Origin of the sequence: Sphingobacterium alkalisoli (genome assembly GCF_005049105.1) — a bacterium.
GTDB classification, from domain to species: Bacteria; Bacteroidota; Bacteroidia; order Sphingobacteriales; family Sphingobacteriaceae; genus Sphingobacterium; species Sphingobacterium alkalisoli.
On sequence record NZ_SUKA01000005.1, the window covers coordinates 81,356 to 107,269 of the forward strand.

General features: G+C 38.7%; 24 protein-coding genes and 1 tRNA gene. 15 read left to right on the plus strand and 10 right to left on the minus strand.

What is annotated here, in order from left to right; genetic code table 11:
- Window positions 1–66 precede the first annotated feature (66 nt).
- Both FAZ19_RS15935 and FAZ19_RS15940 read left to right on the plus strand, forming a co-directional pair.
- A complete protein-coding gene (locus FAZ19_RS15935) occupies window positions 67–1,320 on the plus strand; it encodes a putative DNA modification/repair radical SAM protein (RefSeq protein WP_136821746.1) in 1,254 nt (417 codons plus the stop codon).
- A 2-nt stretch (window positions 1,321–1,322) separates the two neighbouring features.
- Complete coding sequence (locus FAZ19_RS15940; RefSeq protein ID WP_136821747.1) at window positions 1,323–2,090, plus strand: TIGR03915 family putative DNA repair protein; 768 nt, start codon at window positions 1,323–1,325, stop codon at window positions 2,088–2,090.
- Window positions 2,091–2,311: 221 nt separating this feature from the next.
- Here FAZ19_RS15940 and FAZ19_RS15945 read toward each other — a convergent pair.
- Both FAZ19_RS15945 and FAZ19_RS15950 read right to left on the minus strand, forming a co-directional pair.
- Window positions 2,312–2,401 (minus strand) — tRNA-Ser (locus tag FAZ19_RS15945).
- Window positions 2,402–2,512: 111 nt separating this feature from the next.
- A complete protein-coding gene (locus FAZ19_RS15950) occupies window positions 2,513–4,648 on the minus strand; it encodes an HD family phosphohydrolase (protein WP_136821748.1) in 2,136 nt (711 codons plus the stop codon).
- A 522-nt stretch (window positions 4,649–5,170) separates the two neighbouring features.
- Here FAZ19_RS15950 and rpe point away from each other — a divergent pair.
- From rpe to FAZ19_RS15965, 3 genes are all read left to right on the plus strand, one after another.
- The gene (rpe, locus tag FAZ19_RS15955) at window positions 5,171–5,851 is read left to right on the plus strand and encodes a ribulose-phosphate 3-epimerase (protein WP_136821749.1); all 681 of its coding nucleotides are present in this window, start codon (window positions 5,171–5,173) and stop codon (window positions 5,849–5,851) included.
- Window positions 5,852–6,087: 236 nt separating this feature from the next.
- Window positions 6,088–8,355, plus strand: coding sequence for an aconitate hydratase (locus FAZ19_RS15960; protein WP_136821750.1), 2,268 nt, complete (start codon window positions 6,088–6,090; stop codon window positions 8,353–8,355).
- Window positions 8,356–8,501: 146 nt separating this feature from the next.
- Complete coding sequence (locus tag FAZ19_RS15965) at window positions 8,502–8,969, plus strand: DinB family protein (RefSeq protein ID WP_136821751.1); 468 nt, start codon at window positions 8,502–8,504, stop codon at window positions 8,967–8,969.
- A 37-nt stretch (window positions 8,970–9,006) separates the two neighbouring features.
- Here the strand turns inward: FAZ19_RS15965 and FAZ19_RS15970 are convergent, their stop codons facing one another.
- Both FAZ19_RS15970 and FAZ19_RS15975 read right to left on the minus strand, forming a co-directional pair.
- Window positions 9,007–9,552, minus strand: coding sequence for a GNAT family N-acetyltransferase (locus tag FAZ19_RS15970; RefSeq protein WP_136821752.1), 546 nt, complete (start codon window positions 9,550–9,552; stop codon window positions 9,007–9,009).
- Between the two features lie 24 nt (window positions 9,553–9,576).
- Window positions 9,577–10,542 (minus strand): helix-turn-helix transcriptional regulator, encoded by a 966-nt coding sequence (locus tag FAZ19_RS15975; RefSeq protein WP_136821753.1) that lies wholly within the window; start codon window positions 10,540–10,542, stop codon window positions 9,577–9,579.
- 186 nt (window positions 10,543–10,728) lie between these two features.
- On the opposite strand from FAZ19_RS15975, the gene FAZ19_RS15980 reads away from it, so the two are divergent.
- From FAZ19_RS15980 to FAZ19_RS15990, 3 genes are all read left to right on the plus strand, one after another.
- Window positions 10,729–11,058 (plus strand): Rieske (2Fe-2S) protein, encoded by a 330-nt coding sequence (locus tag FAZ19_RS15980; RefSeq protein ID WP_136821754.1) that lies wholly within the window; start codon window positions 10,729–10,731, stop codon window positions 11,056–11,058.
- A 234-nt stretch (window positions 11,059–11,292) separates the two neighbouring features.
- Window positions 11,293–12,612, plus strand: coding sequence for an ammonium transporter (locus FAZ19_RS15985; RefSeq protein ID WP_136821755.1), 1,320 nt, complete (start codon window positions 11,293–11,295; stop codon window positions 12,610–12,612).
- Between the two features lie 154 nt (window positions 12,613–12,766).
- Complete coding sequence (locus FAZ19_RS15990) at window positions 12,767–14,677, plus strand: amidophosphoribosyltransferase (RefSeq protein WP_136821756.1); 1,911 nt, start codon at window positions 12,767–12,769, stop codon at window positions 14,675–14,677.
- A 301-nt stretch (window positions 14,678–14,978) separates the two neighbouring features.
- Here the strand turns inward: FAZ19_RS15990 and FAZ19_RS15995 are convergent, their stop codons facing one another.
- Together FAZ19_RS15995 and FAZ19_RS16000 are read right to left on the minus strand one after the other, a co-directional pair.
- Entirely contained in the window at window positions 14,979–15,353 is a 375-nt protein-coding gene (locus tag FAZ19_RS15995) for a YchJ family protein (protein WP_136821757.1), read from the minus strand.
- Window positions 15,350–16,243 carry a cupin-like domain-containing protein gene (locus FAZ19_RS16000; RefSeq protein ID WP_136821758.1) on the minus strand — a complete coding sequence of 298 codons (894 nt, stop codon included), beginning with the start codon at window positions 16,241–16,243 and terminating at the stop codon, window positions 15,350–15,352. Before FAZ19_RS16000 ends, FAZ19_RS15995 begins: the two co-directional genes overlap by 4 nt.
- A 120-nt stretch (window positions 16,244–16,363) precedes the next feature.
- Here FAZ19_RS16000 and FAZ19_RS16005 point away from each other — a divergent pair, with 120 nt between their 5' ends.
- Window positions 16,364–16,864: a lipocalin-like domain-containing protein gene (locus tag FAZ19_RS16005; protein ID WP_136821759.1), complete on the plus strand. Its 501-nt coding sequence runs from the start codon at window positions 16,364–16,366 to the stop codon at window positions 16,862–16,864.
- A gap of 61 nt (window positions 16,865–16,925) precedes the next feature.
- Here the strand turns inward: FAZ19_RS16005 and lysS are convergent, their stop codons facing one another.
- Window positions 16,926–18,644 carry a lysine--tRNA ligase gene (lysS, locus tag FAZ19_RS16010; RefSeq protein WP_136821760.1) on the minus strand — a complete coding sequence of 573 codons (1,719 nt, stop codon included), beginning with the start codon at window positions 18,642–18,644 and terminating at the stop codon, window positions 16,926–16,928.
- Between the two features lie 215 nt (window positions 18,645–18,859).
- Here lysS and FAZ19_RS16015 point away from each other — a divergent pair, with 215 nt between their 5' ends.
- The 6 genes from FAZ19_RS16015 (at window position 18,860) to FAZ19_RS16040 (ending at window position 23,789) form a co-directional block, all read left to right on the plus strand.
- Window positions 18,860–19,108, plus strand: a complete 249-nt coding sequence (locus FAZ19_RS16015) for a type B 50S ribosomal protein L31 (protein WP_136821761.1) — start codon at window positions 18,860–18,862, stop codon at window positions 19,106–19,108.
- Window positions 19,109–19,182: 74 nt separating this feature from the next.
- A complete protein-coding gene (locus tag FAZ19_RS16020; RefSeq protein WP_169305679.1) occupies window positions 19,183–20,397 on the plus strand; it encodes a putative sugar nucleotidyl transferase in 1,215 nt (404 codons plus the stop codon).
- 6 nt (window positions 20,398–20,403) lie between these two features.
- On the plus strand, window positions 20,404–21,171 hold the full coding sequence (gene tpiA / locus FAZ19_RS16025; RefSeq protein ID WP_136821763.1) for a triose-phosphate isomerase: 768 nt from the start codon (window positions 20,404–20,406) through the stop codon (window positions 21,169–21,171).
- Between the two features lies 1 nt (window position 21,172).
- Complete coding sequence (gene prmA / locus FAZ19_RS16030; RefSeq protein WP_136821764.1) at window positions 21,173–22,012, plus strand: 50S ribosomal protein L11 methyltransferase; 840 nt, start codon at window positions 21,173–21,175, stop codon at window positions 22,010–22,012.
- A gap of 3 nt (window positions 22,013–22,015) precedes the next feature.
- Window positions 22,016–23,389 (plus strand): Mur ligase family protein, encoded by a 1,374-nt coding sequence (locus tag FAZ19_RS16035; RefSeq protein ID WP_136821765.1) that lies wholly within the window; start codon window positions 22,016–22,018, stop codon window positions 23,387–23,389.
- 70 nt (window positions 23,390–23,459) lie between these two features.
- Window positions 23,460–23,789: a helix-turn-helix domain-containing protein gene (locus FAZ19_RS16040; protein WP_136821766.1), complete on the plus strand. Its 330-nt coding sequence runs from the start codon at window positions 23,460–23,462 to the stop codon at window positions 23,787–23,789.
- An 83-nt stretch (window positions 23,790–23,872) separates the two neighbouring features.
- Here FAZ19_RS16040 and FAZ19_RS23915 read toward each other — a convergent pair whose 3' ends face one another.
- From FAZ19_RS23915 to FAZ19_RS16050, 3 genes are all read right to left on the minus strand, one after another.
- Window positions 23,873–24,034: a hypothetical protein gene (locus tag FAZ19_RS23915; protein ID WP_169305680.1), complete on the minus strand. Its 162-nt coding sequence runs from the start codon at window positions 24,032–24,034 to the stop codon at window positions 23,873–23,875.
- Window positions 24,035–24,166: 132 nt separating this feature from the next.
- Window positions 24,167–24,727 carry an SMC-Scp complex subunit ScpB gene (scpB, locus tag FAZ19_RS16045; protein WP_136821767.1) on the minus strand — a complete coding sequence of 187 codons (561 nt, stop codon included), beginning with the start codon at window positions 24,725–24,727 and terminating at the stop codon, window positions 24,167–24,169.
- 2 nt (window positions 24,728–24,729) lie between these two features.
- Entirely contained in the window at window positions 24,730–25,854 is a 1,125-nt protein-coding gene (locus tag FAZ19_RS16050; protein ID WP_136821768.1) for a CofH family radical SAM protein, read from the minus strand.
- Between the last annotated feature and the right edge of the window lie 60 nt (window positions 25,855–25,914).

Genomic DNA, 25,914 nt, shown 5'->3' on the forward strand with positions numbered 1-25,914 from the left:
CTTTCTTAAAATAACTACTGATGCTACTAATAATATTAGTATTTTTGTTAAAATAATTAGTATTACATGGGAAGTCGTATTCAGGAAAAATTATCAATATTGGCAGATGCTGCTAAATATGATGTAAGCTGTAGCTCCAGTGGCAGTGATCGAAAAAATAAGGATAAAGGGTTGGGAAATACCGGTGCCGGGATATGTCATACGTACACAGAAGATGGTCGCTGTGTCTCGCTACTTAAGATTTTATTAACAAATCACTGTATATTTGACTGTGCTTATTGCGTATCGCGTCGATCCAATGATGTAAAACGGGCTGCTTTTACGGTACAGGAGGTGGTGGATCTCACTATTAACTTTTATCGTAGGAACTATATTGAAGGTTTATTTTTGAGTTCCGGGATCTTCCAAAATGCAGATTATACAATGGAACGTCTCGTTAGGATTGCGAAAAAACTCCGGAATGAACATAACTTCAACGGCTATATACATCTGAAAACTATTCCAGGTGCATCCGATGAATTGATATTTGAGGCTGGACTATACGCAGATCGATTAAGTATTAACTTAGAGATACCAACTGAAGCAGGGTTGAAATTGCTGGCACCCGAGAAGAATCATCGAGAGATGATTCAACCAATAAAATTTATTAGTAATACTATACTACAAACAAAAGAAGACAAAAAAATAATCAAAAGTACACCCAAATTTGTACCCGCTGGTCAGAGTACGCAAATGATTATTGGAGCTGCTAAAGAAAGTGATTTGCAAATCATTCATGCTGCGCAGCATTTTTATAAACAGTATAAAATGAAACGGGTATACTACTCGGGTTACGTGCCGATTTCCAATGATCTCAGACTGCCTACTATTGGTACTGAAGTTCCCTTGGTACGGGAGAACCGTTTGTACCAGACGGATTGGTTGCTGCGATTTTATGGATTTGAAGCGAATGAAATTTTAAATGAAACAAATCCGTTGTTGGATTTGGATATTGATCCCAAATTAAGCTGGGCGCTGCGAAATATGGATAAATTTCCGGTGGATGTGAATAGGGCTTCCTATGAAATGATATTGCGGATACCGGGGGTAGGGGTGCGATCCGCCAAAAAGATTCTAGCAGCACGTAAATTTGAAAAACTACGGCTGGAGCATTTACAGAAACTGGGAATAGCGATGAATAAGGCGAAGTATTTTATTTCCTGCCATGGTTATATACAGCGCTATGCAGATCAACAGGCTGAAAAAATCAAGCATTTTATTCTGAGTAACTCATCAAGTAAATACGTCAAAGCGGCCAGTTCGCAATTGAATCTTTTTTAACAATGGAAGAGCATGTATTGCGATATGATGGAACCTGGAAAGGGGTCTTATCGCTGATATTTGATGTATATGCTTATAAGTATAACGTAAGCACTATTGAAATTGAAGATGAAGCAAGTCAACCGCTTTTATTCACCTCTGCCGTAATGTATGTCACGACGGATGATGTAAAATCTGCCCGGGTTACAAAGGGGATCATTGCTAGTGTAGGACAAAAGGGCTATTTGGAGCTGTATCATGTTTTTCTTTCCGAAAAATGGGGCAGGGAGTTGTTGATTTTGCGAACCACGCAGTATTATCTGCGGACCAAAGTACCTGCTTCGAGAAACTACGCACATGGGGATGTATTGGAGGTCAAAAAGATTGTGAAATCTGTTTCGAGGGAACGGCATCGTATGAAGGCTTTTGTCCGCTTTCAACTGCTGGACGATGGTATTTATTTCGCTATTGTCGAACCTGATTTTAATGTCTTGCCATTAGTAAGTAAACATTTTAAAGATCGCTATGCCGATCAGAAGTGGATAATATATGACGTAAAGCGTAAGTATGGAATATATTATGATGGCGATCTGGTACAAGAAGTTGAGTTTGGATCGGGTAGGAGAATAGATCAAAAGTCGATTACGCTAGCAGGGCATGAATCGGAATTGCTATACAGTAAATTGTGGAATCAATATTTTAATTCGGTCAATATTAAGGAACGTAAAAATCTAAAATTGCATATACAGCATGTGCCCAAACGATACTGGAAGTATCTTAATGAAAAGTAGGTAAGGGAGTGAAACAACAAAACCCAACTTTGCAGTTGGGCTTTATTTTGTCTTGGCGGAGAGGGCGGGATTATTTCATGATCCCGTAGATGGGGAGGCTTCAACCCAAAATAACGCCCTTCACTTCGTTCAGGTTTGTTGTTAAGTCCTTTTGTTCAAGCAAGCTTGCAAAAGTCCATAAACAACAAAACCCAACTTTGCAGTTGGGCTTTATTTTGTCTTGGCGGAGAGGGCGGGATTCGAACCCGCGGTACCGTTTCCAGTACGACAGTTTAGCAAACTGTTCCTTTCGGCCACTCAGGCACCTCTCCGGGTTTCGACAGTGCAAACATAAATCAAAATTTTCATTCTGCAAAGTCAAAATGCCGTTTTTTTAAGAAAAAACTAGGTATTTAAATTAACCTTCTGACAATCAATTTATTTTAATCTGATTCTTCATTTTTGCTCAAATCATAGTCAATGCGGACATGATGTATGCTCATTAACATGGATTTAAAAATCTCAGATACATCACTGATATCTTTCATCGTAATGTTTGATTCCGTAAATTGTTTTTGCATGAGTTTGTGCTCAACGATCTTGTCAACTAGTTTGCTGATAGACTGTTGGGTAGGCTCTTTTAGCGTCCTAGAAGCAGCTTCTACTGAGTCTGCCATCATCAATACCGCGGTTTCCTTTGAAAAAGGAATCGGACCGGGATAATGAAATATTGTCTCGTCGACCAGTTTCTCCGGATTTTTTTTGATAAAGACGTTGTAGAAGTAATCTACCCGGGTCGTGCCGTGATGTGTTCTTATAAAATCGATGACAACTTCGGGCAACTGATTGCGACGGGCAATTTCTGTTCCTTTTAGGACGTGTGATATAATGATTTGAGCGCTCTGCTCAGGGGTTAGCTCTTCGTGCGGACTGGTTCCTGTCTTTTGATTTTCGATAAAATAGAGGGGATTGGTCATTTTACCTATATCGTGGTACAGGGCTCCGGCGCGTACAAGGAGTGGATTACCGCCGATCTTATAAATGGCTGCTTCGGCCAGGTTTGCTACCTGTAAGGAATGCTGGAAGGTGCCAGGTGCTTTAAGTGATAGCTCTCTTAGCAGCTTGGAGTTACTGTTGGTCAATTCCATTAGGGTAAGATCGGAAACGATTCCGAAAAGTTTCTCGAAGGCATAAATAAGAGGGTAGGCTAATAGAGTTAGACCTACACTCACAATAAAGGGTATTAACTCGCTCCAATAGATGTTGTGAAACGACCCGTTGCGTGTGAGCACCAACCCAATATAAGCAATGATATAGGTGGTAAGTATTAATCCGCTGGAAATCAAGAACTGCTCCCGTTTTACCATAGTCTTTATACTGTAAATGGCTACGAGCCCCGCCATGATTTGTAAAAAAACGAAATCGTAACTATTCGGTACAAAAAGAGCTGCAACCAATACCATCAGTAGATGTATATTTAGCGCTACCCTTGTGTCAAACAGTATACGGAATATAATGGGTACGCCGCAATAGGGGATATAATAAAGGCTGGGGATTTGTATTGCTATTGCCCAAGAAAGCACAGCCAGCATGGATATAATTACGATGTAAATGATTAACAACAAGCGATTGTTGTTGTAGATATGTCGGCGGAAAAAAAATAAAAAAACCATTAGCAGACTCATTGCCAATCCCACAATTAAAAATTGGCCGAGTATAACATAATTCTGATTTCCACTTATTTTGGCTTCGTCTTCGTATACTTTCTTAAGCGACTCCAGTTTTTGATAAGTATCACTGTTAATGATCTTATCTTTTTCGGCAATTAATTCCCCTTTTTGAACCATCCCTCTTGTTGTCGAGATGTTTGTTAAGGCCGTTTGTTCAATTTTATTGGTAAGGGGTTCGTTGTAAATCAGGTTTACCGTGACATAATTTCTAAGTACATCCACAAGCCAAGTTTTATGGGTGATCTTTTTACTCTTGGCCAATGTTTGGCTTACGTAATTGTTGGCCATTTCAATAGTGAAACAATCAGCAGTGTTTTTTTGCTGGGCCAGATTATCGTTCATCAATGTGAAGTTGTAATTCGATGCGGTAGGATCTACTTTTTCAGCGTCCTCACCTTTGATTTGGTACCGGTTATTAAGGGACATTATACCCCTATTGTAAATGTAGGTAAGCAGCGCTACGCCAGATGTTTTATAATCTTCAATATTAAGTGCTTCAACTGTATCTAATTGAGATGCCTGCCATTTTTCCGCAATATCGGTGAGGAATTGATCGATCTGTTCTTTACCAATTGATGCCTGTAAATTGTATATCGGTTGAACGGTTTTTAAAATTTGCTGCCTGTCTTTGTCGAGTTCATCCTTTGTTTTTAGTATAGCAAAATTATAGGGAGACACCAGGTTTTCGTGATTCCACACTTTTCCTTTCTGAAATTCATAGCGGAAGCGAGGTTGCTTCGGTAAGAATATACAAATAAGAAAAATGGTAAGAATAACCATACCGTATTTTAAAACGGCAGAATTGTTCTGAAGTTTCGAATTGACGTAATTTATTTTGAGTTTAGCCACTATAAAAAAACAAGGTAAATAGTTCTTAAACAAATGTAAATAATATTGTGCGATTTCGGAGAGCCTGAAGGAAGAATACAAAAAAACATATCAAAATTCACCCATAGATTTTAACTATATGTGTAATTTTTCATTATTTAACTATTTATAAGTCAAAATATAATGATATTTATATGTACTGTTTATTTATATAAAAAGTGACGCTATATGATATATTGGTGCATTCTACTGAGAGCGGATAAGGATACCGTTTTGAGAATACGTAGCGGTTAAAGGGTGTTTAGCGCCTTTTTACAATAGTGGCTAATAGACGTTTGGCATTTTCTATAGATCAAAAGTTCTTTTAACCTATAGTTTCAACACTTTGATATTGAATGATTAATGAGCTTTATATGAAGTGCTGCTATTTCAATGTTAGTGTAGAACAGGGATAACCTACGACGCGGTCGTCTCGAAATAATTAAAAAGTTGTCCGCAAAAAAAAGTGGAAATATACTTACCTTTGCACGAAAACATAAACTTATGTCAACAACAAAACACCTGATTGCACCTTCTGTATTGGCGGCAGATTTTGCAGACTTGCGCAAGGATATTGAAATGGTTAATGAAAGTGAAGCAGACTGGTTTCACATTGATATAATGGATGGTGTTTTCGTCCCTAATATTTCCTTTGGATTTCCAGTGATGCTAGCTATTTCAAAGCATGCTAAAAAACCATTGGATGTGCATTTGATGATTGTGGATCCGGATCGTTACCTAAAAACATGCAAAGATAGTGGTGCAGCAGTGATTACGGTACACTATGAGGCGTGTACGCATCTGCATCGTACGCTTGCGGGAATTAAGGAGTTGGGTTGCAAAGCTGGGGTGGCCCTAAATCCACATACTTCCGTGCAACTTTTGAAAGATGTGATCCGCGACATTGACCTGGTATGTCTGATGTCGGTTAACCCGGGTTTTGGAGGACAGAAGTTTATCGAACAGACATATACGAAAATTCGAGAATTACGCGCGTTAGCTGCCGGAGTTAACGATAATCTGCATATAGAAATAGACGGTGGGGTGACTATAGCGAATGCAGCAAAATTGATTCGAGCTGGTGCAGATGTATTGGTTGCCGGATCCTTTGTGTTCAATTCGGACACGCCACTGGAAACTATAAAGGAATTAAAGGCAATTGACACGAGTCTGCAAGCCGTTTAGACAGCTTATATCGTATGCTTTAATGAGAATATAAAATAAGTTTTTTCTGATTTTAAATATCTGATTATCATTTTTTTATAAATTCCTTGTTAGCTTGTTTAGAATTTTTCCAAATTGAACCAATGCCGTATTTAATTGCGTTAAAAGGTTGATTTTTCGTAGTTTTGTGTCCAACATTAAATCAATGACTTATTCAAGTAAGTTGTTAAACTTAGTAAATTAAAAATTTTATATAAATGGCTTTTGATATAGACATGATCAAAAAGGTTTATTCTCAATATGATGAGCGTATTACTGCGGCTCGTCAGGTTGAAAATAAACCATTGACACTTTCGGAGAAAATTTTGTATGCCCACCTTTGGAACGGTAATGCTGCTGAAGCTTATGAGCGTGGTAAATCTTATGTAGATTTTGCACCAGATCGCGTAGCGATGCAGGATGCAACGGCTCAAATGGCTTTGTTACAGTTTATGCAAGCGGGACGCCCGCAAGCGGCTGTTCCCTCTACTGTTCACTGTGATCACTTGATTCAAGCCCGAGATGGAGCGGAGCAGGATTTAACACGGGCAAAACAAGAGAGTTCGGAAGTATTTAACTTTTTAAGTTCGGTATCAAATAAATACGGTATTGGTTTTTGGAAACCGGGAGCAGGTATTATCCATCAAGTTGTTTTGGAGAATTACGCTTTTCCAGGTGGATTGATGATCGGTACCGACTCGCATACGGTCAATGCAGGTGGTCTTGGGATGCTAGCTATCGGAGTGGGTGGTGCAGATGCATGTGATGTGATGGCTGGATTACCTTGGGAGCTTAAATTTCCTAAATTAATCGGGGTAAAACTAACCGGTAGATTAAGTGGCTGGGCTTCTCCTAAAGATGTAATCTTAAGAGTAGCTGGTCTGCTTACGGTAAAGGGTGGTACGGGATGTATTGTAGAATATTTTGGCGATGGCGCTGAATCGTTATCATGTACTGGTAAGGGGACAATTTGTAATATGGGTGCGGAGATAGGTGCGACAACTTCAACATTTGGTTACGATGAATCGATGGAACGCTATCTACGCTCTACCGATCGTGCAGATGTAGCTGATGCAGCTAATGCGATTAAACAACATCTGACTGCTGATGCCGAAGTATATGCTGATCCAGAAACATATTTTGATCAGGTAATCGAAATTAATTTATCGGATTTAGAGCCGTCTTTGAACGGTCCCTTCACCCCAGATTTATATACGCCAATTTCACGGATGCGTGAAGAGGCTTCAAAAAATGGATGGCCTACAAAAGTGGAATGGGGTCTTATTGGTTCATGTACCAATTCTTCTTACGAAGATTTGTCCCGTGCCGCTTCAATTGCTAAACAGGCTATCGAAAAAGGTCTGGTAACACAAGCTGAATTCGGTATTAATCCCGGTTCTGAGCAGGTACGTTATACAGCAGATCGTGATGGCTTATTGAAAACGTTTGTAGACTTGAATGCAACGATATTTACAAATGCATGTGGCCCATGTATTGGTATGTGGGATCGTGCAGGAGCAGATAAACAAGAGAAGAATACCATTGTTCACTCGTTCAATCGTAATTTTGCAAAACGTGCCGACGGTAACCCAAATACATATGCTTTCGTAACTTCGCCTGAAATGGTTGCTGCTATTGCAATTTCGGGTGATTTAGGATTTAATCCTGTAACCGATACGCTGACGAATAGAAATGGTGAACAGGTTAAACTAGATCCGCCTACTGGTGATGAATTACCAGCAAAAGGATTTGCAGTGGAAGATGCGGGATATCAAGCTCCGGCGACTGATGGTTCATCCGTTAGCGTGGAAGTATCTCCTACGTCCGATCGTCTTCAGTTGTTGGAGCCGTTTGCTGCCTGGGAAGGTACTGATCTAAAAGGGTTGAAACTATTGATCAAAGCTAAAGGTAAGTGTACTACAGATCATATCTCTATGGCTGGTCCATGGTTAAAATACCGTGGTCACTTAGATAATATCTCAAACAACATGTTGATCGGTGCAGTAAACTTCTACAACGATAAAACAGACTTTGTTAAAAACCAGCTAACAGGTGAGTACGGACCGGTACCTGCTACTCAACGTGCCTACAAAGCCTCGGATATTGGTACAATTGTAGTAGGCGACGAAAACTACGGTGAAGGTTCTTCACGTGAGCATGCTGCGATGGAACCACGTCATTTGGGTGTTCGTGCTGTACTGGTAAAATCTTTTGCACGTATCCATGAAACAAACTTGAAAAAACAAGGTATGTTGGGACTCACTTTCGTGAATAAGGATGATTACGATAAAATTCTGGAAAACGATACAATTGATATATTAGGTTTAACGGAGTTTGCGCCAAATAAACCGTTGACGGTCGTATTGCATCATACTGATGGATCATCAGAGGAAATTTTGGTAAATCATACGTATAATGCGCAACAAATTGAATGGTTCAAAGCTGGTGGTGCGTTAAACATCATCCGTAGAAATCAGGCTAACTAAAACTTAGCTTTATAAAATGATAGCGAATCCCTAAACGTTGCAGTTTAGGGATTTTTTTCTTGTTTTTTTATAGTAAAAAAGTGCTGCTGACAAAAGGGTGTCAATACGGGCAGTAACTTTGATCTATCAATTAAATATAAAAGAATATGAACACAGCGATTATTTCTAAAGAGGAGTTATTAAGTCATTGGCAAGGCCATCGTACATTAACCCGTAAGACTATTGAGAAGTTTCCAGAACAGGAATTGTTTTCGTTTTCCGTAGGAGGGATGCGAACATTTGCTGACTTGGTAAAGGAGCTATTGTCTATAGCTGGCCCCGGACTGGAGGGGATCGTAAACAATTCGACCAACGGATACAATCATAATCTTCCTTTAAATACGAAAGAGGAATTATTAGCAAAATGGGATGCGGAGACACCTAAGATTAATGAACTGTACGGTCAGATATCTGACGAGCGGTTTCATGAAAAATTCAATTTATTTGGCGAATACGAATTTCCAATAATTCATAATATCTTGTATTTTATCGATAACGAAATCCATCATCGGGCGCAAGGATATGTGTATTTGAGGGCGCTAAATATTGAACCACCGTTTTTCTGGGATAGATAGTAATTTGCAAACACCGCTAAGTAAATTAGTGGTGTTTTTAATTTTTAGTTTTATCCCAATCTTCCTTCAATACAGCATAAACGACCAGATCATGTAGTTTGTCATTCACTTTTTCAACCTGTCGTAAAATCCCTTCTTTAGTGAAACCAAGTTTTTGAGGGACGGCTTGACTTTTTACATTTTCTTTTGCGGCTAATATTTCTATTCGATTCAAGTTAAGTGTATCAAATGCATAACTGATTAACTGCCTACAGGCCCGAACGACTATTCCTCGACCTTGCGCTTGTTCTGTAAGCCAATAACCTATAGAAGCGCATTGATTATGTCTGTCGATATGATGGATGCCTATTCTTCCAACAATTCGGTTGCTCACGATGATTTCATAGCTGATTTCGGTGCCGACTTCAATAAGCGTACTGCATTTTGCTAGGTAGCTTGAAAAATCGTCTACTTCCTGTATGTTCTGTACCCAAGGTAGAAATTTGGATAAGTGTTCCCGGTTCTGCTCTACGACCTCAAACAATGCTTCGGCATGTGATACGCTACTTTGTACTAAATGGATGTTTTCATCGATAATGATCATATGCGAAAATAAAATAGGGAGGTGCTATGAATTAATTTTTTTTAGACTCTTATCGACGAGAGCACGTACGGATTTTTTTAAAATGTCTGGCTCTATAATGATGGCTTTATCTGCAAACATCATATACCACCTCGCAAACTCTTCAATACTGCGGGTCTCAAACGTCATTTCAGTATGCTTTGTTTTTTCTTCCTGTGATATAAACCCATAAAAATTACGTTCCCATTGGAGGTATCTGGCAATGTCTTTATCTACGGCGATCCGAACATAGGTTCGTTGAACGTTTACCGTGCGACCTGTTAAAAAATCTCCAATGGAAATGTGATCTTTGGAAAAACTTACCGAAGTCAACGATATAGAATGTATGCGATCAGCTCTGAATTGGCGATAGGCTTCTCGTTTTAAACAATAGGCTGCGATATACCAAAAACCGCTTTCATGAAATAAGCCAATGGGTTCGATAATGCGGGTCTGTGGTGAATCATCTGAAGCACCCCGGTAGCATAATTTGATTTGTTGCTGATTTGAAATACTTTCGAAAAAGGTGGTAAACGCATGGGGAACTTCGTGATTGAAAATATCGTAGTTGCTTTTATTCATTACAATCTGGTTTTCTATGGCCGCGACTACGTCTTTGTCGTTCATTTTTAATACAGCTTTTACTTTGTACATGGCTGTTGTAAAATGACCACCAATGGATTTGTCTAAAAATTTTTGTGTCAGCTTTTCGGCAACTACGAAACTCATTGCTTCTTCTTTGGTAAATATTACGGGAGGGAGTTTGTATCCTTCCACCAGACTGTAACCTGTTCCCGCTTCGCCGATAATTGGAACCCCAGCTTGCTCGAGACTCTTTATATCACGGTATATCGTGCGGAGACTTACTTCAAAACGGTCTGAAAGCTCCTTAGCTTTAATGACTCGCTTAGATTGTAATTGCACGAGGATTTCTACTATACGGTCAAATCTTTTTTTTAAGTCTTTAGACACGTTTATCTTGTTTTATATATTCCATTCCTATTATTTGATTCGTCGGTCAGACGTAGTTGCGTATGAAAGCAAAGTTTATGCATAAGCTCACTACGTTCGGTTCGTTAATGCAAAGCATTTTAGCTAAATTTAAAGATAATACTTAATTGTTACAGTCTAGAAAAGTTTTTTATAAAAATAGTTTCTATGAAGTGGATCGAGATACCTAGTCATTATCTTTCTGAGAAATCTATAATTCAACTTGTTGAATTGTCTGAAAAATCATTTTGCTTAGTCTGGAATGACGATAAATGGATTGCATTTTCTAAAAAATGTCCGCATGCGGGGGCAAATCTGTCTCATGGCTGGTGTGAAGGGAAAGATATCGTTTGTCCTTATCATCGACACCGGTTTAATTTGATAGATGGAAGAGGGGCCCCGGGGCAGGGTAACTATATAGATATCTATCCACTTAAAGAATCGAATGGTATGCTTTATATTGGCGTTACAGAAAATATCTGGTCTAGAATTTTTTGAATTTTCATAATGTACGTTGTTATCATCCTACTATTTTGATGGGTTTACGTATAAATAAATATATATGTTGTAATATAAGGGCGCATTTGCTTAAGAGTGGTAGAGCTGTTTTGGGTTTCAGTGTTTGTTTTTGAGTTATTTTGGTGTTTTTTTAAAATTTTTAAAAAAAATAATGTATTATATTTGAATTTATTAATAAAAATGTATTTTTGCTTCAAATAATTATAATATGTTATGAGTTTATCAGGGAAAAAATCATTTTTACCAATTTTATTGATGTTTTTGGTTGTGGTCTTGGCATTTTTCAACCCTTCTTTACCGGGCAATGGGGGAGAGTATGAGTATAATGGTGCCGATGTCGCTTGGATGTTGGCGTCAACTGCTTTAGTTTTGATTATGACACCGGGTTTAGCCTACTTTTATGGAGGTATGGTTAAAAAGAAAAACGTTATTTCAACGATGCTGCAAAGTTTTATCTGTATGGCGGTTGTCGCAGTGATTTGGGTTGTATTCGGATTTTCACTTGTCTTCGGTAATTCTGTTGGAGGTATTATAGGCGATCCGACTACGTATTTTATGTTCAACGGAGTTGTTGATGGGGCACCTTGGGGTGGAGCGCCTACTATTCCTTTTACGTTATTTGCAATGTATCAATTAAAGTTTGCGATTATCACGCCTGCTTTGATTACGGGGGCATTTGCTGAGCGCATCAAGTTTACTTCATATGTTTTATTTATTGCGCTGTTTTTTATATTTATTTATGCTCCCTTAGCGCATGCTACTTGGCATCCTGATGGCGTTCTATTTAAAATGGGTGTGCTGGATTTTGCAGGTGGTACGGTGGTGCACATGTCAGCCGGTCTCACTGCATTGGCCTCAGCAATCTACCTTAAACAGGGTAAGCATTTCAAAGAACATACACCTGCACGTATAACATATGTACTGTTAGGAACCGGTATGTTGTGGTTTGGTTGGGTCGGTTTTAATGCGGGGTCCGCATTTGGGGCTTCTCAATTGGCAGCTACTGCATTGGCAACTACTTCTACAGCTTCTGGAGCAGCTGCCTTGACCTACATCTTTTTTGATGCAGCACGAGGTATTAAACCGTCAGCAATGGGGGTATGCATAGGAGTCGTGGTAGGTCTGGTGGCTATTACGCCGGCAGCTGGTTTTGTTACCGTACCGCATTCTCTTGTCATCGGCGCTGTTGCGGCAATTGTTAGCCGTTTAGTTATTGATTGGAGAACGAAATCAAAATTGGATGATACATTAGACGTATTTCCTAGTCATGGTGTTGGTGGTATGGTAGGTATGTTGCTTACTGGAGTGTTTGCACATCAATCCATAAACTCTGTCGTGGAATCAAATGGTTTGTTTTTTGGTGAAACATCTCTATTTGTTGCACACGTAATAGGTTTAGTAGGAGCCACTGTTTTTACGTTAGTAATGGCCTTCATCTTGTTGAAGGTAACGGATACAGTCACTCCGCTACGTGTTACGGAAGAAGAAGAAGAAATTGGTTTAGACTTATCGCAACACGGCGAAAAACTATAATATTCCCTCAATTTTCACCTGAATTATTGCCACGGCTTCTCCTGAAGCCGTGGCTTTGTTTTTATGTATCAAATGTCATTTCTCGTAAATTGATGTTTTTTACTGTGTAGATAATGTTTAAAATATTACTACCTTTGCAGCATCAATTCAAGCTATGAGTGACGCTATAAAACACGAGTGTGGTATTGCACTTATTCGACTATTAAAGCCCCTGTCTTATTATCAAGAAAAATACGGTACGCCCTATTACGGGACTAATAAACTGTATCTTCTTATGGAGAAACAACATAACCGTGGACAGGACGGAGCAGGGATCGCAACCATTAAATTTGATGTAAAACCAGGAAATCGCTATATCAGTAGATATAGGGCAATGGGGTCAACAGCGGTAGCGGATATCTTTGAGTACGTTCAGAAAAAATTTGCGGCGGTAAATAAGGCATATCCGGAGGAATCAAAGGATACGCAGTGGTTAAAGGACAATGTTAGTTTTACGGGGGAGGTTTTGCTGGGGCATTTACGCTATGGCACCCACGGTAAGAATAGCATTGAAAGCTGTCATCCATTTCTACGTCAAAATAACTGGATGACGCGTAATCTAGTGGTGGCGGGCAACTTCAACATGACAAATGTGGACGAGCTGCTACAACAGTTGTATGATCTTGGACAGCATCCTAAGGAACAAGCTGACACGATCACTGTCTTAGAAAAGATTGGACATTTCTTAGATGATGAGAATCAAGAACTTTTCGACCAGTTTAAAAATGAAGGATATTCCAATATTGAGATCAGCGCGCAGATAGGTAGGAATCTTGATGTTGCTAAAATACTTACTCGCTCTGCGAAGACCTGGGATGGTGGATACACGATTGCAGGTATATTTGGCCACGGAGATGCATTCGTAATGCGGGATCCCGCGGGGATACGTCCAGCGTTTTATTATCAAGACGATGAGATATTAGTAGTCGCATCTGAAAGACCAGTTATACAAACCGCTTTTAATGTCCCGTTAAATACGGTTAAAGAAATAAAACCAGGTCACGCGCTTATTGCGAAAAAGGATGGTACGGTAACGGAAGAGATGTTTAGACAACCAGCGGAACAGAAGTCGTGTTCTTTTGAACGTATTTATTTCTCTCGAGGCTCGGATGCGGATATTTACAAGGAACGTAAGGCTTTAGGACACCTACTGTGCCCGCAGGTATTGCAAGCTATTGATAAAAATATAAATAATACGGTGTTTTCTTTTATCCCTAATACGGCCGAGGTTTCGTATTATGGAATGATGGAGGGAATCAACCAGTATGTTCGGGATTTTCAGAAGAATGTGCTTTTAAACCGTGACGATAAAATTTCTGACCAAGAATTGGAGGAAATCTTAAACCTTCATCCCCGTTTTGAAAAACTGAACGTTAAGGATGCGAAATTACGTACATTTATTACACAAGATGCCGATCGCCAAGATATGGTTCAGCATGTCTACGATACTACTTACGGAATCGTAAAAGACCATGAAGATACAATCGTAGCTATCGACGATTCGATCGTAAGAGGCACGACTTTAAAACAATCGATCTTAACGATTCTAGACCGCCTCAATCCAAAGAAGATCGTTATTGTATCTTCGGCTCCTCAAATTCGTTATCCGGACTGTTACGGTATTGATATGTCTCGTATGGGTGAGTTCGTCGCGTTTGAAGCGGCGATATCTTTATTGAAGCAAAATGGAATGTCGCATATTATTGAGGAGGTATACCAAAAATGTCTGGCCTCTATTACCAAACCGAAAGATGAGGTAGAGAATTATGTCAAGGCAATTTACGAACCTTTTACGGATGATGAAATTTCAAGGGAGATCGCTGCTATTGTAAGACCACATGATCTGAAAGCTGAATTAGAAGTAATTTTCCAAACCCTGGATAACTTACATGTAGCTTGTCCTGATCATAAAGGGGACTGGTATTTTTCGGGCGACTATCCAACTCCTGGCGGAAATAAGGTGGTAAACAAAGCTTTTATGAACTGGATGGAAGGCAAAAATGTTCGTGCTTATTTCAGTAGCTAGTTGATAAAATGGTTAATAATGAAAGGCTAATCTTAAACAAGATTAGCCTTTCATTATTAACATATGTTTGGATTGTATTTGTTTAAATTTATTACTTAAACGGATATGTTTAAGTAAACTGCCCTCTTAGTCCTCTAAAACGACATAGTCATCTCCGTCGTAAAGCAGCTCTGCTTTCTCGAAGAAGGTTTCTAGTGATGTTAGTTCTAAATCTTTGATCATAATGATATTTTTTATTTATTCAAATATCGCAGTTTATTATTAGTTCGCTATGAAAGTAAGATTAAGTTTGTGTTAAAGGTTATTTTGTTAACATACCCTCTGCATAATACCAAATATGTTGAACTTTTTTAAATGTGGATTTTTCGTGATGTATATTTAGGTTGAAGTTTTGATCTAGATAGTGTGCTTTAAATTCGACAGTTGTGCGCGTTGAATTTAAAATTTCAAGCTGTATCCATTTGTTTTGGTTAGCCCAAGATTTGATTTCCTGTTTACTTTGGAACCGACGCGCTGTCGGATGAAAGGAATTGTAGATAAAATCGATATTACCTACTGCAAAAGCCGTATATCGAGCGCGCATCAATTGCTCAGCAGTTTCAGCTCTGAAAAGATTATGGTGTATTATTTCACAGCATGATCTGAAATCTTCTTCGCTTCCGCATGGACATCTCATGAAAGGTTAGATGTTGTAAGTGTACGAAGATGATTTTGAAGTGCTTTGTGACTTTTTTTAAATGCTTTACGTTGTTTGTAATCAACCCATTTCTTTTTGAAAAGCTTACGCATCACCTTATCTGTATAGCGGATAACAAAAACCTCGCTAAGCATGTTTAGCAAACGAGATGGATGAGTAGGGAAGGATCGTAGGGATATAGAAAACCCAGGTTCCAAATACCGATTGAAGTGCCAATATCCACTAGGCATAAACAGCGCATCACCATGTTCCATGAAAATCTCGTAACCTTGGGCATGCTTTAGCGCTGGAAACATTTCATAATCAGGATTTTCGTAGTCAATGTTGTATACCGTGTGTACCGATAGTGGAACTTTATATAAAAAAGGTGACTGATTGGGCGCAAAAAGTACTACACGCTTTTTACCCTCAAACTGAAAATGTAAAAGATCGCCCAAGTCAATGTCGTAGTGCATCAGTACCCGCGCTTCACTGCCACCGAAAAACAGAGTGGGAATGCGTTTGAAGTATTTAAAACCAAGATCGGGATAGGTGAAATTTTTTAATAATTCAGGAAGATGATCCGTGATGATGTAAAAGAATATTCTCAAGTCGGAAGGTGTTGAACGGATGAGATTGAGATAATCCCTGAATTTCATCTTTACAACCGGTTCATCTGTAGCCTTATTGGGGTCAGCTGGTTTATTATCGTATAGACCCACTTCTTGATCACCTACTTTCTCATAGATATAATCTAGATTCCATTTGTCAAAATCCTCCCATTGCTTTGCCAGTCCTTTGATCAAGATTGGCCGCTGAGGTTTGTAATAGTTTTCTATAAAATCTTCTTTGGAAATCTGCGTTACAGTGTCGACACGGGATAAAATCATAACAATTAAAACCTTTTTTAAAGGTACTAAATTTTTAAATAAAGAAAGTGATATTACCACGGTTTTGTGACAAACTAAATAAGCTCTTTCAACGTTATTATAGTAAATTATATAAAGCATATGGCATCACTAAAAAATGAACTTGTAGGAACGTGGCGTTTACTATCGTATATCGAACTTCCGTTAGATGGTGGAGATTCTGGTTTTCCAATGGGAAAATCGCCTAAGGGCTTATTAATATATGCTCCGGACGGCCATATGTCAGTTCAGATCTCCGCTTCCCAAGAACAAAAATATATTTCTGGAGACCGCATGAATGCGACAGAAGTCGAGCTATCTGAAAGAATGAGAGGGTACATCGCTTTTAGCGGAAAATATACTGTCGACAATAAAGCGGCAAGTGTTTCATATTCTATCCAGACTTCTTTATTTCCAAATTGGGAAGGTGGAAAACAGCTAAGAAAAATTGATTTTGAAGGGGATATTTTATATCAAAAATCGTTTGATCCTATTCTGTCGGACGGACGGCTAGTACACTCTTATATTACGTGGCAAAAGGTAGAGAAAGAAGCGGGGGAAGAAGTTTTGAAAGATGTAGAAGGCATATCAATTTCTGCGTAAAATAACTAGCTGTATAAAACGAAAGGTCTGGAAAATTTTCCAGACCTTTCGTTTTATACAGCTAGTTAAACCAATTTACTACATCATCTTTGGTCGGCATTTGGATATCTAACTTCATCTTTTTGCGCATTCCTCCTAGATCGTTAAATACTTTATTTGGGTTTGCCTCCTTAAGTGCTTCGATGGTTGTGAAGCCCATTTTCTGAAGAACCTGAATCCACTGCGAGGGGATTCCCTGCTTGATGTAATCCTCATCGGAGGCAGCTTTAATGGTCTTTTCAGGGCGCATTTGCGGGAAGAATAATACTTCTTGTATAGATGGAGTATTTGTCAAGAACATAATCAATCTATCCATGCCGATTCCTAAGCCGGAGGTTGGTGGCATACCATATTCAAGCGCGCGTAAGAAATCCTGGTCGATAAACATGGCCTCGTCATCTCCTTTTTCGGACAGGCGTAATTGATCTTCAAAACGCTCACGTTGATCTATAGGATCATTTAATTCGGAGTATGCATTTGCAATTTCTTTACCACATACCATCAATTCAAATCGTTCCGTAAGTGCTGGGTTATCGCGGTGTTTTTTAGTAAGGGGCGACATTTCGATGGGGTAATCTGTGATGAAGGTTGGTTGAATGAAGTTCCCTTCACATTTCTCTCCAAAAATTTCATCAATTAATTTTCCTTTACCCATTGTTTCATTTACGGCTATTCCCATTTCAATAGCTGCAGTTCGTAATTCTGCTTCCGATTTGCCGGTGATATCAAAACCTGTGAAATGCTTGATGGCATCAGTCATCGAAATGCGTTTGAAAGGTGCTTTAAAGTCGATCTCTTTATCCCCAAATGTTGCTTTTGTTGTGCCATTTACGGCAGTTGCACAATGCTCCAAAAGACGCTCAGTGAAATTCATCATCCAATTGTAGTCCTTATAAGCTACATAAATTTCCATGACCGTAAACTCAGGGTTGTGTGTACGATCCATGCCCTCATTTCTGAAGTTTTTGGAAAATTCGTATACACCATCAAATCCCCCGACGATAAGCCGTTTCAGATATAATTCGTTCGCAATGCGAAGGTATAAAGGGATATCCAATGCATTGTGATGCGTAATGAATGGTCTGGCGGTAGCACCTCCGGGGATAGCTTGAAGTACCGGCGTTTCTACCTCCATATAGCCCGCTTCATTGAAGAAATTACGCATTGCGCTGAATAGCTTCGTGCGTTTTACAAAGATATCTTTGTTGTGCGAATTAACAATTAAATCCACATAACGCATCCTGTAACGTAGCTCAGGGTCTGTAAACGCGTCGAAAGTTTTGCCATCGGCTTCCTTTACAATGGGTAGTGGACGTAAAGATTTGGTTAGAATAGTAATCTGTTGCGCATGAACTGAAATCTCACCCGTCTGTGTGGTAAAAACATATCCCTCAATACCCACAATATCCCCGATATCCAATAGCTTTTTGAAAACAGTATTATAGAAAGTTTTATCTTCATCGGGACATATATCGTCGCGTTTTATATAAGACTGAATCCGTCCGGTAGAGTCTTGGATTTCAATAAAAGAAGCACTTCCCATAATGCGGCGGCTCATAATGCGACCGGCAATCCGTATGCTCTTATAATTGAGTTTGTCTCTTTCGTAATTTTCTAATATATCTTCAGCAGTAGCATTCACTTCAAATTCATCAGCAGGAAATGGATTGATCCCTAAATCGATGATGCCTTGAAGATTTTGTCTGCGTTGTTGTTCCTGTTCGGATAGTGCAATACTCATGATTTTGTATTTTTCGAATAATCAGCAAAAGTAGAGAAAAGTCGTGATATTTTAGCCATAAATTCTAGCTACTTTTGCTATGTAATGTTGCTAAAATATAATCGTAAAATGCTGCATCATAAAAAGTAATAAAATGAAATATTATCTTGCTTTTATGCTGATAATAAATTATCTTTGCACCTCAATTGTTGAATATATAGTAATCATAAGATAAAATGAAAAAAGATTTGCATCCATCAAACTACAGATTAGTTGTTTTTAAAGATATGTCAAATGACTATGCTTTCGTAACTAAATCTTGTGTAGATACAAAAGAATCAATTACTTGGGAAGATGGTAATGAATATCCATTAGTGAAATTAGAGATTTCTCACACTTCACACCCGTTTTATACAGGAAAAATGAAGTTAGTTGATACTGCTGGACGTATCGATAAGTTCCGTACACGCTACAATAAAAAATAGTCAGGTAGATTATATTTTAGTATATCTAAAGTCCCGATAAGTCTCTTATCGGGATTTTTTGTATTTTTATGGTTATGTTTTCTCAGCTCCTTTTATTCGATCGCATCGATAGTCGCCGACACTTACTTCCGTTAGTAGCCACTCGACCTGTTGGTAATTTGCGCGTTGGGATCCATACGTTGGAGCGCAAATGGGAAATAATCTTTGGCTGTACGGTAAGTCATTGGACAATAGATTACTTAAGCGAAAAGTTTCCTTTGGAAGTAAGAGCTGCCGAAGCGGTTTTGATTTTGAGTGCTAACATATTACCTCAAGCAGATCTTATAGATTCATTATTTAACCTAAAGCTAGGGCAATCTCTATGGGATCAAAAAGGTGAATGGATAGCGAGTTATATTGAAGATCTGACAGAATTTGATGAACCGGATAGAGGGATAGGAAATGTGGTCTTTTTTCATAAAAAACTACAAAGGGTTTGTTATCCGGAAGATATATTTAAATTTAATGCAGATCAGATTGTTTTCGACCTCGGATATGTTAAGAACTTGGAAGGATTTGAGAAGGAAGCTGCTTCGAATCAAGTTGTTGGCGACGAGCTGTATATTGAAAATGGGGCAAATGTACAACATGCATACTTAGATTCGTCTTCGGGGCCAATTTATATCGCTTCAGGTGCAGTAGTAGAGAGTGGTGTCACTATAAGAGGTCCTGTGGCGATCTGTCGAAACAGTAGAGTGAAATCCGGGACAAGGATATATCCGAATGTAACAATTGGGGATAACAGTACCGTGGGCGGAGAGATAAACAATACTGTTATCTGGGGTAACTCCGCAAAAGGACACGAAGGGTATCTTGGTTGCGCCGTAATTGGCGAAGGATGTAATTTGGGTGCTGGAACTACAAATTCAAATCTGAAGAATGATTGGAAGACTGTAAAGATGTATGATTATGCTGATGATGATCTGCGCGATACGGCTTTGTTGAAATGTGGGGTGGTTATTGGGGATCAGAGTATGTTGGGTATCCAATCTAAAATTAATACCGGAACTGTTATCGGGGTAGGTGTACAGGCTGCAATGTCAAAATTTATTCCCAAATTTGTGCCGGACTTTTTATGGCTTACTGACACGCAAACCGAGGTTTACGAATTTCAGGCATTTTATAAGATGCTTGAACGCAAAGCGGCCGTCAAACAGGAGAATATCACATCCATGGATGAAAAATATTACAGATGCATATTCGACAATACATACGAATTAAGAAATAGAATCATCAATACTAAAAAATAAATAATTATGCGTAAAAACATTGTGGCAGGAAACTGGAAAATGAATTTGAATTACGAAGAAGGTGTTAGTCTTTTTTCCGAAATCGTTAACATGGTAAAAGACGAGGTCATTGGCACGCAGGAAGTAGTCGTCTGCAGTCCGGCTATACACTTGTCTAGTCTAGGAAAATTGGCTTCATCATCATCTAATGTAACTATAGGGGCGCAAAATATCTACCAGGCGGAATCGGGAGCTTATACTGGCGAGATATCAGCTTCTCAGATAAAATCAGTTGGAGCTTCTCATGTAATTTTAGGTCACTCTGAGCGCCGCGCTTATTTTGGAGAAACGGATGAGGTTTTGGCAGAAAAAGTAAAGGTAGCACTAAAACATAATCTAACACCTATTTTCTGTATTGGCGAGACAAAAGACGAACGTGAATCGGCTCAGTTTTTTGACGTCATAAAAGCTCAATTGGAAAAAGGGCTATTTCACCTTTCAAACGAAGAATTCGCTAAAGTGGTATTGGCGTACGAACCGGTGTGGGCGATCGGCACCGGGTTGACTGCTTCTCCAGAACAAGCTCAAGAGGTGCATGCATTTATTCGCGAAACTGTGGCTAATCAATACGATCAGAAAATTGCTGATCATACGACTATCCTTTACGGCGGAAGTTGCAACCCTTCGAATGCCGGTACTTTATTCTCGCAACCTGATATTGATGGCGGATTAATTGGAGGTGCCTCTTTAAAATCCCGTGACTTCTTAGAGATTGTGAAAGTTTTTAATACATAAAATGAAGTATGCTTCAGTAGTTTTTAATTCTTCTGATATAGAAGATTGGCAAAGGGATTTGTTTATTGCCGAATTAGGTGATATTGGTTTTGATACCTTTGAAGACGTCGAAAATGGCTTTATAGCCTATATACCTTCTGCTAATCTAGATGTTCAGGCTTTGGAAACGCTTGTTTTGACGCAAGCAGTTGGATTTCATATAGCGTACGAAATTATCGAGTTAGCAGAGCAGAATTGGAATATACTTTGGGAAAGTAATTTTAACCCTATTGTCGTAGATGATCAGTGTTATGTGCGAGCAACGTTTCACGAACCGCACCCTGAATATGCATACGAAATTATTATAGATCCTAAAATGTCGTTTGGTACAGGCCACCATCAAACGACATCTATGATGCTTTCTTTTATTTTGGAAAACAATTTTGCGGATAAGCGGGTTTTAGATATGGGATGCGGTACGGGTATACTCGCTATTTTAGCGTCTAAGAAAGGAGCTAAGTCAATTATGGCTGTAGATTTCGATTCCATTTGTGTCGATAGTGTAGAAGAGAATAAAAAGTTGAATAAGATTACAAACATTACATCCCATTTGGGATCGAAAGAAGTCATTGAAAATCGTGTCTTTGAAATTATTCTGGCAAATATTAATCGTAATATTCTACTGGATCAACTTGAAGTGTATGCGAGAGCATTGACCGAAAGTGGAGAATTGTATATGAGTGGATTTTATTATGAAGAGGATTTAATGGCTATCCGGGAAAAGTGTGAAAGTTTAAACTTATTCTTTAGAGAAAGTAAGAAGCTGGATACTTGGTGTTCCGTAAAATTTATTAAGAAATAGTCCATGCGTATTCATTTTATAGCAATAGGTGGTAGTGTAATGCATAATCTGGCAATTAGCTTAGCTACATCAGGTCATCAGGTGTCGGGTTCTGATGACTTGATCGTAGAGCCATCTAAGTCGAGATTGCGTCAATCAGGACTGCTGCCCAAAGAATTAGGTTGGCATCCCGAAATGATAACATCGGATGTAGACGCCATTATCTTAGGAAAACATGCGGCTGCAGATAATCCGGAGCTTCTAAAGGCGCAAGAACTGAGTATCAAAATCTATTCATTTCCTGAATTTGTTTATGAACAGAGCATTCAAAAAACGCGGGTGGTTATAGCGGGTAGCTATGGGAAAACGACTATTACGAGTATGATAATGCATGTGCTGAAGAAATTAGGTAAAGAGTTTGATTATCTCGTAGGCGCGAAGTTGGAAGGTTTTGATTCGCTCATAAAGCTAACACCCTCAGCCCCGATTATCATTATTGAAGGCGATGAATTTTTTGCCTCGTCAATAGATCATCAATCCAAATTCCATTACTATCATCCGAACATTGCCCTGATTAGTAATATTTATTGGGACAATTTTAAAGCCTTGATTTCTGAAGACGAATACTATAGACAGTTTGAAACCTTTATCGATACCATTGTAGCTAAAGGAACGCTAATCTATAATAAGGACGATCAAAATTTACGTAAGATCGTCGAAGAAACTATGGATTGCAAGATTAATCGGCACGGTTACAAACTACCGACTTATACAATTAACAAAGGGGTCACATTTCTACAGGTGGGCGAACGTGGAATACCACTGGAAGTAATAGGAAAGCAAAACTTATCTAATATTGCAGGAGCTTTTACGGTGTGTGAATGGTTAGGGATAAAACGAGAAGGTTTTTACGATGCCATTAAGGACTTTAAAAGTTCGATCCGTTATCTGGAATTTGTAGCCAGTGAGAATGGAAGTGTTGTTTATCAGGACTTTGCGCATACACCTTCTAAGTTGCGATCCAGTATTCATGCGATCAAGGAGCAATTTTCTACCGCGCAGTTATTGACTGTGATTGAGCTAAATCCCTACGATGTCTTGGACGATTCCAAAGTCATTCAATACGCCGGCAGCTTAGATGAATCAAATTTTGCTATAGTATTTATTAATAAAAATAGTATTAAAGAAAAAAATATCTTATTGGATAATATTAGCAACAAGACGAAGGAAGTCTTTAATCATCCTAATTTGTATATTATCACCGAATTAGAAGGTTTATATACAACTTTGGAACAGTTTGATAGTAAGGGAGTTAACATGTTGTTTATGAGCTCAAATAATTATACCGGTTTGAACCTATTGGATTTCGCAGATAAGTTTCTCCAAAAAAACGCTTAAAACATTTATTAAATATTGTTTTCTTAAATATATTTTTTTTACTTTTGAAATAATAACATACATTTTACCGATGAATGCATTAGGAAAGAAAATTAGATTACTTAGACACCAAAAGGGGTGGAGTCAAGAAGATGTAGCGAAACGATTAGATATATCGATTCCTGCATTCTCTAAAATTGAAACAGGTATCACTGATGTGAATTTGTCTCGCTTGAATCAAATTTCAAAGTTATTTGGGTTGACGTTGGTCCAATTGTTATCAATCTCAGATTCCGAAGAGGATAAAGCTAAAGTTGATGAAGTGAACGAACTCAATAAAAAACTTCAACAACGGGAAACCGAAGTTATCGATCTGCAAAAAAAGGTAATTGATCTTTATGAACAATTGCACAAGAAATAAATGACAAAGAAAAGGCAGATGTATTTACACTGCCTTTTCTCTTAACGTTTGGAAGGGTTAGGTAGATAGATTTCAGTATTGCTCTAGAAATCCTCGTCTTCGTCATCAAAATCATCAAACCCGCTTACCGAATCAATTTCTAAATCAAAATCATCATCATAAACATCTTCTGAATCATCTTCAGGACCATTAAAATCGATTAAACGCTCATCAATTTCACTACTGGTTACAGTCTCGTTAATCATAGCTATAGTATTCTTACTGTTGTTATATCAAACGTAAAATTAGAGAAGATATTTGAGACTATAAATTTTTTTTAAAAATTATAGTGTTGTTTATCAACTTGTTGGAAAATATAAAACTTCACCAAGGAAATTTTATTCCATCGTGTCTCCTATACTGTTTTCTTCAGCTACTATGTCTTTTAACTGCGGCAAATCTTTAACGCTGTTAATGCCAAAGTGATTCATGAACTGATCACTTGTAGCGTAAAGCAAGGGCTTACCAATGCTTTCGGCTTTCCCGGCTATTTTGACCAAATCTTTCTCCAATAAACGTTGGATGGAATAATCGCAATTCACTCCCCTAATCTGTTCTACCTCTATTTTTGTAATCGGTTGCCTATAGGCTATAATAGCTAATGTCTCGAGAGCAGATTGACTTAGTTTTTTTCGGTCACGATGCGCCTGCAAATGGTTAATCGCTTCATGATAGATTTCCTTCGTCAAAAACTGGTATTGGTTATTCATTGAGAAAAGCGAAAAGACAGTATCTTCGCTTTCATATTTTAATTTTATCTTACCTAAAAAACCTAAAACTTCTTCTTTGTTGATGTCAATAGCAAGAGCATCGTGTAATACTTGCTTAATATCATTAGCGGATATTCCTTCTTCGGAAGCGAAGATCAGCGCTTCAATATTTAAGATGATATCTTTCAAATCTAATAATTAATTACTTGTTCGACCATTGATTCCGGTACCGCTCTGAATTGATATGTCTGTGTGCGGAGCTGGGGTTCGAACCCGGCTTCTGCAATTGCATCTTGGATAGTTTGGGAAGTGAAGCGGTGAGGAGCTCCGGCCGCCGAAACCACATTTTCTTCGATCATAATAGACCCAAAGTCATTCGCTCCGCCATGCAGACATAATTGAGCCACTCGTTTTCCGACAGTGAGCCAAGACGCCTGAGTATTTTTGATATTAGGCAACATGATACGACTTAAAGCAATCATTCGTACATATTCGTCGCCTGTTACATCATTGGTGATACCGCGTAGACGCTTTAGGAGTGTCCCATCATCCTGAAATGGCCAAGGTATGAAGGCGACAAATCCGTGGTGCCCCTCAGGCTTTGCATCCTGTACTTCTCGTATCCAGACCAAATGTTCGAAACGTTCTTCGATTGTTTCAATATGCCCAAACATCATTGTAGCCGAAGTAGGGAGATTAATTTTGTGTGCAGCGCGCATGACATCCAACCATTCCTGCCCCCCGCATTTTCCTTTAGAAATCAAACGACGTACGCGATCATTTAATATTTCAGCGCCGGCTCCAGGCAACGAATCTAATCCCGCTTCTTTGAGAACAGTGAGCACATCAAGATGGCTCATTCCTTCTAATTTGGCAATATGCGCAATTTCCGGTGGACCTAACGAATGTAGTTTAAGGGCAGGGTACAAATCTTTTAATTGTTTGAATAGCGAGGCATAGAATTCGATGCCTAAATCCGGATGATGCCCTCCCTGCAATAAAAGTTGATCGCCTCCGTATTTAAAGGTCTCTTCAATTTTTTGCTTGTATGTCTCTATATCTGTAATATAACTTTCTTCATGTCCCGGACGTCTAAAAAAATTACAGAATTTGCAGTTTGCAATACAGACATTCGTTGTATTTACATTCCGATCGATCTGCCAGGTAACTTTGCCATGGGGAACCTGAACTTTGCGAAGTTCATTGGCCACATAGCTCAGATCGGCGGTAGCCGCATGATGATATAAGTAAATACCTTCTTCTTTTGATAAAAAATCAAAATTTAAGGCGCGTTCCAATAAAGAATTTACATCCATTAGAACAAAGATACACAGTTTTTTTGTTAAATTTTAACTATCGGATGCACGAGTGCGGGA